Source organism: Amycolatopsis sp. NPDC006125, from assembly GCF_040614195.1.
GTDB lineage: Bacteria > Actinomycetota > Actinomycetes > Mycobacteriales > Pseudonocardiaceae > Amycolatopsis_E > Amycolatopsis_E tucumanensis.
On the sequence record NZ_JBEXTZ010000002.1, the window covers coordinates 208,348 to 220,890 of the forward strand.

Annotated in this window: 10 protein-coding genes; all 10 read left to right on the forward strand. The window is 73.4% G+C overall.

From position 1 onward, the window contains the following. Positions 1–2: 2 nt before the first annotated feature. Positions 3–404, forward strand: a complete 402-nt coding sequence (locus ABZ193_RS02325) for an OB-fold domain-containing protein (RefSeq protein ID WP_354708541.1) — start codon at positions 3–5, stop codon at positions 402–404. Next, positions 401–1,327, forward strand: a complete 927-nt coding sequence (locus ABZ193_RS02330; RefSeq protein WP_354708542.1) for a TIGR03620 family F420-dependent LLM class oxidoreductase — start codon at positions 401–403, stop codon at positions 1,325–1,327. Before ABZ193_RS02325 ends, ABZ193_RS02330 begins: the two co-directional genes overlap by 4 nt. Further along, positions 1,324–4,797: an indolepyruvate ferredoxin oxidoreductase family protein gene (locus ABZ193_RS02335; RefSeq protein WP_354708543.1), complete on the forward strand. Its 3,474-nt coding sequence runs from the start codon at positions 1,324–1,326 to the stop codon at positions 4,795–4,797. The genes ABZ193_RS02330 and ABZ193_RS02335 overlap by 4 nt, the downstream gene beginning before the upstream one ends. Continuing rightward, entirely contained in the window at positions 4,794–6,173 is a 1,380-nt protein-coding gene (locus tag ABZ193_RS02340; protein ID WP_354708544.1) for an FAD-linked oxidase C-terminal domain-containing protein, read from the forward strand. The genes ABZ193_RS02335 and ABZ193_RS02340 overlap by 4 nt, the downstream gene beginning before the upstream one ends. Continuing rightward, the gene (locus tag ABZ193_RS02345) at positions 6,155–7,174 is read left to right on the forward strand and encodes an alcohol dehydrogenase catalytic domain-containing protein (protein WP_354708545.1); all 1,020 of its coding nucleotides are present in this window, start codon (positions 6,155–6,157) and stop codon (positions 7,172–7,174) included. Before ABZ193_RS02340 ends, ABZ193_RS02345 begins: the two co-directional genes overlap by 19 nt. After that, on the forward strand, positions 7,171–8,409 hold the full coding sequence (locus ABZ193_RS02350; RefSeq protein ID WP_354708546.1) for a CoA transferase: 1,239 nt from the start codon (positions 7,171–7,173) through the stop codon (positions 8,407–8,409). Before ABZ193_RS02345 ends, ABZ193_RS02350 begins: the two co-directional genes overlap by 4 nt. Continuing rightward, positions 8,406–9,884 (forward strand): aldehyde dehydrogenase, encoded by a 1,479-nt coding sequence (locus ABZ193_RS02355; protein ID WP_354708548.1) that lies wholly within the window; start codon positions 8,406–8,408, stop codon positions 9,882–9,884. Before ABZ193_RS02350 ends, ABZ193_RS02355 begins: the two co-directional genes overlap by 4 nt. Before the next feature lie 35 nt (positions 9,885–9,919). Then, positions 9,920–11,506 (forward strand): PQQ-binding-like beta-propeller repeat protein, encoded by a 1,587-nt coding sequence (locus tag ABZ193_RS02360; RefSeq protein ID WP_354708549.1) that lies wholly within the window; start codon positions 9,920–9,922, stop codon positions 11,504–11,506. Next, on the forward strand, positions 11,506–12,381 hold the full coding sequence (locus ABZ193_RS02365; protein WP_354708551.1) for a TIGR03621 family F420-dependent LLM class oxidoreductase: 876 nt from the start codon (positions 11,506–11,508) through the stop codon (positions 12,379–12,381). Before ABZ193_RS02360 ends, ABZ193_RS02365 begins: the two co-directional genes overlap by 1 nt. A 1-nt stretch (position 12,382) precedes the next feature. After that, positions 12,383–12,543, forward strand: a 161-nt coding sequence (locus ABZ193_RS02370) for an acyl-CoA dehydrogenase family protein (RefSeq protein WP_354708558.1), incomplete at its 3' end; no start/stop codon positions are given.

The following is a 12,543-nucleotide window of genomic DNA, read 5'->3' on the forward strand; positions in this document are numbered from 1 at the left end:
CCATGACCGCTGCACGACCACTGCCCATCCGCTACCCCGAAGACGTCGAGCACCTCGACGGCGCGGCCCGGGGCGAGCTGCGCATCCCCGAATGCCGCGCCTGCGGGCAGCGCTTCTGGCCGCCGGGACCCGTCTGCCCCCGCGATTTCGGCACCGACATCGGCTGGGTGACCGATACCGGGACCGGCCGCGTCCACACGTGGGTCCGGTTCCACAAGCGGTACTTCGCCGGCGACGAGGTGCCCTACGTCGTGGTGCAGGTCCGCCTGGACAGCGGCCCGAACCTGACCACTACGTGGACGGGCCGGGCCGATCCGGTGATCGGCGAACCGGTCGTGGTGTCCTTCCGCGAGGTCGGGGACTCGGTGTTCCTGCCGGAGTTCGGGCCCGGAGGCCCGGCGTGACCACCGCGCGGGAGGCGGCGGCCCGGATCGGGCCGGCCGGGGTGTGGCTGTCGGTGCTCGGCGAGGTCCCCGCGGCGCAGGGTGCTTCTGCGGCCGCCGCCATCGAGGAGCTCGGCTACGGCGCCCTGTGGATCGGGGAATCGCCGGTGCACAAGGAGGTCTTCACCCACGCCGCACTCCTGCTCGGCGCCACCGCCCGGATCACGGTCGCCACCGGTGTCGCCACCATCTGGGCCCGGGACGCGATCGCCGCCGGCGCGGCCGCGCACACCCTTGGCGAGGCCTTCCCAGGCCGGTTCGTGCTGGGCCTGGGCGTCAGCCACGCCGAGGCCGGGCGCGGGCAGGGGCACGATCGGCCCCGCACCGCGCTGGCGGAGTACCTCGACGCGCTGGACGCCGCCGGCTACCGGGGACTGCGGCCGGCCGTGTCCGTGCCCCGGGTCCTGGCGGCGCTGCGGCCACGGATGCAGGATCTGGCCCGAGGCCGGGCGGACGGCGTGCACTCGTTCTTCGTCCCGCCCTCGCACACCTCGGCTGCGCGCGAGCGCCTCGGCCCCGGCCCGCTGCTCGTGCCCGAGCAAGCGGTGGTCGTCGACAGTGACGCGACACGCGCTCGCGCCCTCGCCCGCGAACACGTGGCCACCCGGCTCGCCTTGCGCAACTACGTCAACCACCTGCGTGTCCTCGGCTTCACCGACGACGACCTCGCCGGCGGTGGCAGCGACCGGCTCGTCGACGCGCTCATCTCGTGGGGTGACGCGGACACCGTCGCCGGGCGGATCCGCGCGCACCTCGACGCGGGCGCCGACCACGTCGCGATCCACCCCCTGACCGCGCGGGGCGAGGGCCTCGCACCCGTCCTCGGCCAGCTCCGAAACCTCGCCCCCGCACTGTCCCTGCCGCACGGAGGAACCACCCCATGACCGCACGTCTGCAGGACCGCTACCTGGTGACCGACGGCGTCCTCCACCTGACCGGTGTGCAGGCGCTGGCCCGGTTGCCGGTCGACGCGCGCCGCGCCGACCGCCGGGCCGGACTCCGCACCGCGGCCTTCGTGTCCGGCTACGAAGGATCGCCGCTCGGCGGTTACGACCTCGAACTGGGCAGGCAGGCCGGCCTGCTGGCCGAGCACGAGGTGGTGTTCCGGCCGGGGGTCAACGAGGAGCTCGCCGCGACCGCGGTGCAGGGGGCTCAGCTGGCGGCGGCCTCACCGCACCGCCGCGTCGACGGCGTGACCGGGTACTGGTACGGCAAGTCCCCGGGCCTCGACCGCGCCTCGGATGCCCTCAGGCACAACAACTTGATGGGCACCCACCCGTCCGGTGGCGCACTGGCTCTCGTCGGCGACGACCCGGCGGCGAAGTCCTCGACCGTGCCCGGCAGCTCCGAGCCGCTGCTGGCCGACCTGGGCATGCCCACGCTCTACCCGGCCGACCCGCAGGACGTGCTCGATCTCGGGCTGCACGCTGTCGCCCTGTCCCGCGCGTGCGGGCTGTGGGTCGGCTTCAAGATCGCTACAAACGTCGCGGACGGCGCTGGTCCGGTGCAGGTCCATCCCGACCGCATCCGCCCGGTGGCACCGGATCCGGTCGTGGACGGCAGGCCGTTCACGCACGAGATGACCGCCCGGATGCTGCAACCGGACCTCGGCCGGCTCGAACGCACCCGGGACGGCGCCCGGCTCGAACTCGCGCGCCGCTACGCCGCGGCCAACCGCCTCGACACGATCACCGGCCGCGGCGACGCCAGGATCGGGATCGTCGCGCCCGGCAAGACCTTCCACGACCTGCGGCAGGCGCTGCGCATCCTCGGACTCGACGACGCCGAGCTCGCCCGCCGCGGCGTGCGGTTGCTGCACCTGGCGATGGTGCACCCACTGGAGCCCACGGTCATCGAGCGCTTCGCCACGGGGCTGCGCGAAATCATCGTCGTGGAGGGGAAGCGGTCCTTCGTCGAGGCCGCGTTGAAGGACCTGCTCTACGGCCGCCCGGACACGCCCGCGGTCAGCGGCAAACGCGGCCCGGACGGCGCCGCCCTCGTCCCGGCGGACGGCGAGCTGGACCCCGACACCATCGCCGGGGCACTGGCGGTGCGGCTCCGCGCGCACGGCGACTTCCCGTCGGTCGAAGCGTGGCGGCCGCCGCGGCGCACCGTTGCCCTCCCGCTGGCCACCCGCACGCCGTACTTCTGCTCCGGCTGCCCGCACAACACCTCCACGAAGACACCGGACGGGTCGCTGGTCGGCGCCGGCATCGGCTGCCACAGCCTCGTGCTGATGACCAGCCCGCAGCAGAGCGGGGAGATCACCGGCCTGACGCAGATGGGCGGCGAGGGCGCGCAGTGGGTGGGCATGAGCCCGTTCGTCACCCGGGACCACCTGCTGCAGAACCTGGGTGACGGCACGTTCCACCACTCCGGCAGCCTGGCCATCCGCGCCGCTGTCGCCGCGGGCATCAACATCACCTACAAGCTGCTGTACAACTCGGCCGTGGCCATGACCGGCGGCCAGCAGCCGGCGGGTGTGCTCACGATCCCGCGGATCACCCAGGTCATGCGGGCCGAAGGCGTGCGGCGGATCATCGTCACGACCGAGGATCCGCGCCGCTACCGGCGGGTCCGGCTCGCGCCGGGCGTCCAGGTGTGGCACCGCGACCGGCTCACCGAGGCCCAGGAAACCCTCGCCCGCGTCGACGGCGTCACCCTGCTGATCCACGACCAGGAATGCGCCACCGAACTGCGCCGCAAGCGCAAGCGTGGCCTCGCCCCGGACCCCGCGGAACGCGTGGTCATCAACGAGCGGGTGTGCGAGGGCTGCGGCGACTGCGGGGAGAAGTCGAACTGCCTGTCCGTCCAGCCCGTGCCCACCGAGTTCGGCCGCAAGACCCGCATCGACCAGTCCTCGTGCAACAAGGACTTCTCCTGCCTGGCCGGAGACTGCCCGTCGTTCCTCACCGTGGTTCCCGGCAAGGGCGGTGCGCGGCGACCGGTCGCGGACCCGATCCCGGCCGAGCTGCCTGAGCCGTCGCGGATCGCCTCGGCCGACCGGTTCACCGTGCGGATCACCGGCGTCGGCGGTTCGGGTGTGGTGACCCTGTCCCAGATCCTCGGCACGGCCGCGACCGTCGCGGGCCTGCCCGTCCGCTCGCTGGACCAGACCGGGCTCGCGCAGAAGGGCGGTGCCGTGGTCTCCGATGTCAAGATCGGCGAGGCCGAGGCCAACAAGGCCGCCGCGGGGGAGTGCGACCTGTACCTCGGCGCGGATGTACTCGTCGCCGCCGACCCCCGCTACCTGGCGGTCGCCGATCCCCAGCGGACGGTCGCCGTGGTCTCCACGGCGCGGGTGCCGACGGGGGCGATGGTCACCGACACGAGCGTCGCGTTCCCCGACGAGGACGCGCTGCTCGACCGCATCCGCGAGACGACCGACGCCGCGACGATGACCGCACTGGACGCGCGCGACCTCTCCGAGTCGCTCTTCGGCCAGGACCAGTACGCGAACCTCCTGCTGACCGGCGTCGCCTACCAGCTCGGCGGGCTGCCGATCCCGGCCGAGGCGATCGAGGAAGCGATCACGCTCAACGGCACGAAGGTGGAGACGAACCTCCAGGCGTTCCGGCGCGGGCGGCAGTTCGTGGCCGACCGCGCGGGATTCGACGCGACGCTGCGCGCCCTGCGCGGTGAGCCCGAACCACCGCGCGTGCCCGGCACCGCGGCGCGGGCACTGCTGGCCACCGTCGGCGCCGACGAGGACGGGGAACTCGCGCGACTCCTGCGCATCCGCGTGCCGGACCTGATCGCCTACCAGAACACCGCCTACGCCCGCCGCTACGTCGAGCACGTCGAGCGGGTGCGCCGCGCGGAAGCCGCGGCGGTGCCGGGCGCCACCGCGTTGACCGAGGCGGTCGCGCGCAACCTGTACAAGCTGATGGCCTACAAGGACGAGTACGAGGTCGCGCGGCTCTCGCTCGACCCCGCGCAGGAGCGCCTCGTCCGCGCCACGTTCGGCGACGACGCCCGGGTTTCCTACCGCCTGCACCCACCGGTGCTGCGGGCGCTGGGCATGCGCCGCAAGCTGGAGCTGGGCCCGTGGTTCCGGCCGGTCTTCCGGATGCTGGTGGCCGCCCGGCGGCTCCGCGGGACCTGGCTCGATCCCTTCGGCCACACCGCGATGCGCAGACTGGAACGCGAACTGGCCGCCGAGTACGAGCGCGTCACCGCGGAACTCGCGTCGTCCCTCCGGCTGGACACCCACGCCCTCGCGGTCGACATCGCCGGGCTGCCCGACCTCGTCCGCGGCTACGAGCACGTCAAACTCGCCACCGTCGAGCAGTACCGCGCCGAGCTCGGGGAGCGGATGGCCAAGTTCCGTGCGGCGAGCGGGGGTGCCTCGTGAGCGTGCTGGCGGAGCTGACCCGGACGCTACCCGCGGGTCGGCTGCTCGAGGACCCCGCCGGGTACCTGCACGACGAGGCCGTGTGGGCTGCGCACGGCAAGCCGGTGGCGGTCGTGCGTCCCCACACCGCCGAAGAAGTCCAGCAGGTGGTGCGCGCGTGCGTGCGGCATCGCGTTCCCGTCGTGCCGCGCGGCGCGGGCACCGGCCTGTCGGGCGGCGCGAACGCGGTCGACGGCGGGATCGTGCTGTCCACGGAGAAGATGACCGCGATCCGGGAGATCGACGTCGCCGAGCGGCTCGCGGTCGTCGAACCCGGCGTGGTCAACGACCACCTGCGGGCGGCCTGCGCGGAGCACGGGCTGTGGTACCCGCCCGATCCGGCGAGCGCGCCCTGGTCGACCCTCGGCGGCAACGTCGCCACCAACGCGGGCGGGCTCTGTTGCGTCAAGTACGGGGTGACCCGCGACTACGTGCTCGGTCTGCAGGTGGTCACGGGTACCGGGGAACTCGTGCGCCTCGGCCGCCGCACCGCGAAGGGCGTCGCCGGCTACGACCTGGCCGGGCTGGTGGTGGGCTCCGAGGGCACCCTCGGCGTGATCACCGAGGTCACCGTGCGGCTGCGTCCCGCGCGCGAGCCCGAACGCACGGTCGCCGGCTTCTTCGCCTCCCTCACCGACGCCGGCCGCGCTGTCGCCGCCGTCAGTGCTGCCGGCCTGGTCCCGTCGGCGCTCGAACTGATCGACCGGCACACCCTCGCGGCCGTCGACGCCTGGAAGAACATGGGTTTGTCGGCCGAAGCCGGCGCCGTGCTGCTCGGTCGCACCGACGCGCCGGGCGAGACCGGTGACCAGGAAGCCGACACGATGCTCGCCTGTTTCACCGGCGCCGGAGCCACCTGGGCCGCTGTCTCGTCTGATGTGGACGAAGCCGAGGCCCTGTTCACCGCGCGGCGGCTGGCCTACCCGGCGCTCGAACGCCTCGGGCGGGTGCTGACCGAGGACGTCTGCGTGCCCCGCGCCGCGGTGCCGGACATGCTCGCGAGGATCGAGCACATCGGACAGCGGCACGACGTGCACATCGCCAACGTCGCGCACGCCGGAGACGGCAACCTGCATCCGCTGCTGCTCGTACCCGCGGGCGATGCGGCGGCACGGGCCAGGGCGGAGGCCGCGTTCGAGGAGATCCTCGACGAGGCGATCGCCCTCGGGGGCACCGTCACCGGCGAGCACGGCGTGGGACTGCTCAAACGCGACGGGCTCCGGCGCGAGTTGCCGGCACCGGTGCTGGACCTGCACCGCGCGGTGAAACTGGCGCTCGACCCGCACGGAATCCTCAACCCGGGCAAGGTGATCGCCGCGTGCGCGCCGCAGTGCTGACCGCCCCGGGAGCCGTCGAAGTCACCGACCTCGACCAGCCGGTGCCCGCCGCCGACGAAGTCCTCGTCGAGGTCGCCGCCTGCGGCGTGTGCGGACACGACCAGGCCGACCGCGCCGGACTGCTGAAACTCCCGATGCCCGCCGTGCTCGGACACGAGATCGCGGGCACCGTGGTGGACACCGGACCGGCCGTGACCCGCTTCGCCGTCGGGGATCGCGTTGCGGCGAAACAGTTCCGCACCTGCGGGCGTTGCGAGCCGTGCGCGAGCGGCAACGAGCTGCGGTGCGCGCAACGGGCGTTCACCTACGGCGGGTTCGCGGAGTACGCCGTGCTCCGGGAATCGTCGCTGCTGCCGGTCCCGCCGGGCGTGCACCCGGCCGAGGCCGCCGTGGCCGCGTGTGCCGTCGGAACCGGTCTGCAGGCGCTGCGCCGCATCGCGCGGGTCCGGGCGGGGGAGACCGTACTGGTCACCGGCGCGGGCGGCGGCCTGGGACTGCACGCGGTCCAGGTCGCGCACGCGCTGGGTGCCCGGGTCGTCGCCCTCACCGGAAATGGCCGCGCGGCAGGACGTCTGCGCTCCCTGGGTGCCGACCACGTGGTGACCCTGGGAGACACGGCCTGGCAGCGGGTGTGCGACGCCACCGGCGGGCACGGCGCTGACGTCGTGCTGGACAACACCGGGCACCCGGCCGTGTTCCGGCAGGCGTTCCGCTCGCTGGCCCACACGGGCCGGTACGTCCTGACCGGTCAGGTCGCCGGGGAGCCGCTGCGGGTCCACCCGGCTTTCGTCTTCGCGAAGGAGGCCGTGATCACCGGCTCCGGCTCCACCGCGATGTCCACCTTCGCCGAAGCACTAGACCTGCTGGCCGACGGCCGGGTCAAGGCCGTCGTCACCGCCTACCCGCTCGACGACATCGCCCACGCCTTCGCCGACATCGACGCGGGCCGCGTCGTGGGCCGGGCGGTCGTCGTGCCCGGCCGGAGCCGAGGAGAACCATGACCAGACCGTTGGCCGGGCTGCACGTCGTCGAGTGCGCCAGCTTCGTCGCCGGCCCCACCGGCGGCCTGACGCTGGCCCAGCTCGGCGCCGACGTCGTCCGCATCGACCCGGTCGGCGGCGGCAGCGACCACCTCCGCCGTCCGGTGGCGCCCAGCGGGGAGAGCTACTACTGGGCCTCGCTCAACAAGGGCAAGCGCTCGGTCGCCCTCGACCTGCGCAGCGCGGAAGGGCAGGAGCTGGTCCTGGCGCTGGCCACCGCGCCCGGGCCCGACCGCGGCGTGCTGATCGACAATGTCGTCGGGCGGCCGTGGCTGGCCCACGAGCGGCTGGCTGCGCGGCGGCCGGACCTGATCCACGTCCGGGTGCAGGGCCATCCCGACGGCAGGCCGGCGGTCGACTACACCGTCAACGCCGAGGTCGGCGTCCCGTCGATCACCGGCGCCGAGAACCAGGCCGGCCCGGTCAACCACGTGCTGCCCGCCTGGGACCTGGTCGCCGGTCTCAGCGTCGCCACGGGCGTGCTCGCCGCCCTGCACCGACGGGCTCACACCGGTGCGGGCACGTTCGTCGAGCTCGCCCTGTCCGACGTCGCGCTCGCGGGGGTGGCCAACCTCGGCTGGTTGTCCGAGGCCGCGGACCGGGGAGGGGACCGCCCCCGGCACGGCAACCACGTTTACGGCAGCTTCGGCGTCGACTTCGCCTGCCGGGACGGCGCGCGCGTGATGGTCGTGGCCCTCACCGGGGGCCAATGGCGGGCGTTGCAGGCCGCGACCGGAACTGCCGCAGTGTTCGGGGCGCTCGAGGGTGCTCTGAGCGCCGACCTGCGCGACGAGTCCGAACGCTACCGGCTGCGCGAGACCCTCGCGGCGATCCTCCGGCCGTGGTTCGCCGCGCGTGACCTCGACGAGGTCGCCAAGGAGCTGGACGCCGCGCGGGTGCTCTGGGGTCGCTACCGCGGTATGGCGGATCTCGTCACCGACCACCGCGAGCGGGCGCACGACGTGCTCGCCGACCTGACCCTGCCGCGCGGGGGCACCGCGGTCACCGCGCGGTCGCCCCTGCGGTTCGACGGCGAGCACGGGCCCGCGGGCGAGTGCGCCGAGCTGGGCCGGGACACCGAAGCCGTCCTCGCCGAGGTCCTCGGCCTGACCGCCGCGGAGATCGGCGCCCTGTACGACCGGCGGGTCATCGCGCCCCCGGGAAGTTCGACCACCGAGGAAAGGAAGACACGATGAGCGTCACGGCAGCATCGACGACCGGCCTGGACCGGACCCGGTTCTTCATCGACGGCCAGTGGGTCGCGCCGAGGGGAACCGAGACCCAGATCGCGCTGGAGGCGGCCACCGAGCAGCCACTCGGCGTCGCCTCCCTCGGCACGGACGCCGACATCGACGCCGCCGTCCGGGCCGCCCGCCGCGCCCTCGACGAAGGCCCGTGGGGCCGCACCACGGCCGCCGAACGCGCGACGGTGATGCGCCGGTTCGCCGACGCGCTGGCCGCGCGCGCCGGCGAGACCGCGGTGCTGGTCAGCCGCGAGAACGGCATGCCGATCGGGTTGTCGAACGCCTTCAACGGCGACGCGCCGGCCGGTCTGCTGCACATGTACGCCGACCTGATCGAGACGCTGCCGCTGGAAGAGGTGCGGCCGAGCCCGTCCGGGTCCACTGTGGTCCGTCGTGAGCCGGTGGGTGTGGTCGGGGCGATCACGCCGTGGAACTACCCACAGGTGTTGGCGATGATGAAGATCGCCCCGGCGCTCGCCGCGGGCTGCACCGTCGTGCTCAAGCCCCCGCCGGAAACCGCGCTCGACGGGTACGTCCTCGGCGATGCCGCCGCCGAAGCCGGGCTGCCGCCGGGCGTGCTCAACATCGTCGTCGCGGGCCGCGAAGCCGGTGCCGCGCTCGTGTCGCACCCGCTGGTGGACAAGATCGCCTTCACCGGCTCCACCGCGGCCGGCCGGATCATCGGCGCCGAGTGCGGCAGGCTGATCCGCCGCTGCACCCTGGAACTGGGCGGTAAGTCCGCTGCGATCGTGCTCGACGACGCCGACCTGGACACCTTCGTCGCCGGGCTGGACAACGCCTGCTTCCAGAACAACGGCCAGACCTGCACCGTCCAATCGCGAATCCTCGCTCCCCGCTCGCGCTACGACGAGGTGGTGGAGGCCGTCGCGGAGTACGCGCGGAACGTGACCGTCGGCGATCCGCTCGACCCGGACGTCGGCTGCGGCCCCCTGGCCAGCGAGGCGCAGCTCGACCGCGTGCGCGGCTACATCGACCTCGGCCTGCGGTCCGACGCCCGGCTCGTGGCCGGCGGCGGCCGTCCCGCCGGGCTCGTGCGCGGCTGGTTCGTCGAGCCCACGGTGTTCGCCGACGTCGACAACCGCGAGCGGATCGCCCAGGAGGAGATCTTCGGCCCGGTCGTCACCATCACGCCCTATGACGGCGACGACGAGGCCGTCCGCCTCGCCAACGACAGCGAGTACGGGCTCGGCGGTTCGGTGTGGACCTCGGACGAGGACCGCGGCATCGCCGTCGCCCGGCGCGTCCGCACCGGCACGATCGGCGTGAACTACTACCTGCAGGACCTCGGTGCGCCCTTCGGCGGCATGAAGAGCAGCGGCATCGGCCGGGAACTCGGCCCCGAGGCGCTCGGCAACTACCTGGAGTTCCAGTCCATCTACGCCGGCGCCGGCCGGCTCGCCCGCTGAACTCGCGAGGAGGAGCCCTGTTCACCCACCGACGCGTGACCACCGCCGCGTTCCTCGCCGCACTCGTCCTGACCACCGCCTGCGCGACCGCCGACAGCACGACCGGCTACCACCTCGAACGGCTCGTCACCGGCTCGGCCCTGCACACCATCAACGGGCTGGCTCTCGCGCCCGACGGCACCATCCTCGCCGCCAACCTCGCCGGGGAAACCGTGTCCACGCTCGACCCCGCCACCGGAAAGATCACCGGCCTGGTGCCCCAGCGGGACGGCCGCTCCGATGATCTCGTGGTCGCCCCCTCCGGGGAGATCTTCTGGACCGACCCGCTCGCCGGCACCGTCAAGGGCCGCGACCGCGACGGCCGGATCCGGACCGTCGCGCAGGACCTGCCCGGGGTCAACTCGATCGCCTTCGACCGGTCCCGGCAGCACCTGTACGTCGGGCAGACCTTCTTCGCCGACGGGCTCTGGGAAATCGACCCCGGGGGCGGTGCCGCGCCGCGGCTCGTCGCCCGCGATCTCGGCTCGTTGAACGCGTTCGCGTTCGGGCCGGACGGGATGATCTACGGCCCGCTCGGCAAGCGCGGCGAGGTGGCCCGCATCGACCCGGAGACCGGCGCGAGCAGCACGGTCGCCGCCGGGTTCCGCCAACCGGTGTCGGTCCGGTTCGACTCCCGTGGCCGTCTCTACGCGCTCGACGGGGCGACCGGGCAGCTCGTGCGCATCGACCCCGCGGGCGGCGCGCGGGAAACCGTCGCCACCCTGCCCGCCGCCGCCGACAACATGGTGATCGGGCCCCAGGACCACGCTTTCGTCAGCAACATGGCCGACAGCTCGGTCACCGAGGTCGACCTGCGCACCGGCGCCGCCACGACGCTGACGTCGAGCCCGCTCGCCTTCCCCCAGGACATCGCCCTCGACGGGAACACCCTCTACGTCGCGGACAGCACGGCGTTGCGCACCGTCGACCCCGGCACCGGCAAGGTCACCGAACTCGCCCGCAGGCTGTCCTCCGAACTGGAGTTCCCGTCGGGCATCAGCGTCACCGCCCGGCACGTCGTGCTCACCTCGGAACTGATCGGCACGGTCCAGGTCCTCGACCGCGCGACCGGCGAACCGGTCGGCGAGGTGCACGGGCTCGACAGCCCCGCCGACGCGGTGGAACTGGCCGACGGCAGTCTTGTCGTCTCCGAGCCCGCGCACGGCCGGCTCCTGCACATCGTCGACGGACAACTGCGTCCTCTCGCGGAAAACCTCGGTGCGCCAACAGGTCTGGCCCTCAGCGCGCGGGGCACGGTCGTGGCGGCCGATGCCACCGGCGGGCGGCTACTCGAGATCGACCCGGCGTCCGGGGCGGTCACCGAGATCGCCCGCGGACTCGGCGCGCCCCGGGCGGTCGCCGTCGCGCCCGACGGGGCGGCGATCGTCCTCGACGCCGGTGGCCGTCGCGTGGTCTCGGTGACCACGGGCGGCGCGCAGCAGGTCCTGGCCGACGATCTCGCGGTCGGGTACCTGACCCAGCCCTACGCCCGCTCCGGGGGCGTGGCGGTCGGCGCGGACGGGACCGTTTACGTGACCGCCGACCGGGAGAATTCCCTGTACGCGATTCGGAAGGCGGGCTGATGACCCAGCGCGCCTTCCGGTTCGGCGTCAACCTGCTGACGCCGTCGTCGCGGGCAGGATGGCAGGCCCGGTGCCGGGAAGCCGAAGACCTCGGGTACGACGTCATCGCCGTGCCCGATCACCTCGGCCTCCCCGCCCCGTTCCCGGCGCTCGTGTCGGCTGCCGAGGCCACGACCCGCCCGCGGCTGGCCGTGTTCGTGCTCAACACCGGCTTCTACAGTCCCGCGCTCCTCGCGCGTGATCTCGCCGGAACGGACCGGCTCGTCGACGGACGGCTGGAAGTCGCGCTGGGAACCGGCTACGTCAAGGCCGAGTTCGACGCCGCCGGGCTGCCGTGGTCCGGCGCGCGGCAGCGGGTCGACCATCTCGAACGGACAGTGGGCGAGCTGTGCCGGCTGCTCACCGACCCGGGGCACGAGCCGCGGCCGGTGCAGGAGCCGATGCCGCCGCTGGCCATCGCGGGCAACGGCGACCGGGTGCTGCGGCTGGCGGCCCAGCGTGCCGATATCGTCGCGTTCAGCGGCGCCACTTCGGGCACGAACCCCGGCAGTCTGCGTTTTCTCGGGCCGGACGCGCTGGGGGAGCGGGTCGCCCAGGTTCGGCACGCCGCGGGGGAGCGGTTCGCCGACCTCGAGCTCAACCTGCTCCTCCACGCCGTCGCCCCCGACGGCGACCGTCGGCGCGCGGCCGCTGGGGCCCGCCGGTTCGAGGACCACCGTGAGGTGTCGGACGTGCCGACCATCCTGTCCGGGCCACCGGGCGCGATGGCGGACACCCTTGAGCAGCACCGGGAGAAGTACGGCTTCACGTACTTCACGGTGCCGGAACCAGCCATGCGGGATTTCGCCCGCGCCATGGCGAAAGTGAGGAGTTGAGATGGCCCGTCTGGCTCGGACCGCCGGTCTCACCGACGTGCAGCAAGAGATCCTGTCCACGGTCCGTTCGTTCGTGGACAAGGAGATCATCCCGCACGCCCAGGAGCTGGAGCACGCGGACGCCTACCCGGCGGACATCGTCGAGGGCATGAAGGAGATGGG

Excerpts from the sequence above, each read along its gene's own strand:
- ABZ193_RS02325 (WP_354708541.1), top strand. The coding sequence starts at position 3 with ATGACCGCTGCACGACCACTGCCCATCCGCTACCCCGAAGACGTCGAG.
- ABZ193_RS02335 (WP_354708543.1), top strand. The coding sequence starts at position 1,324 with ATGACCGCACGTCTGCAGGACCGCTACCTGGTGACCGACGGCGTCCTC.
- ABZ193_RS02350 (WP_354708546.1), top strand. The coding sequence starts at position 7,171 with ATGACCAGACCGTTGGCCGGGCTGCACGTCGTCGAGTGCGCCAGCTTC.
- ABZ193_RS02355 (WP_354708548.1), top strand. The coding sequence starts at position 8,406 with ATGAGCGTCACGGCAGCATCGACGACCGGCCTGGACCGGACCCGGTTC.
- ABZ193_RS02365 (WP_354708551.1), top strand. The coding sequence starts at position 11,506 with ATGACCCAGCGCGCCTTCCGGTTCGGCGTCAACCTGCTGACGCCGTCG.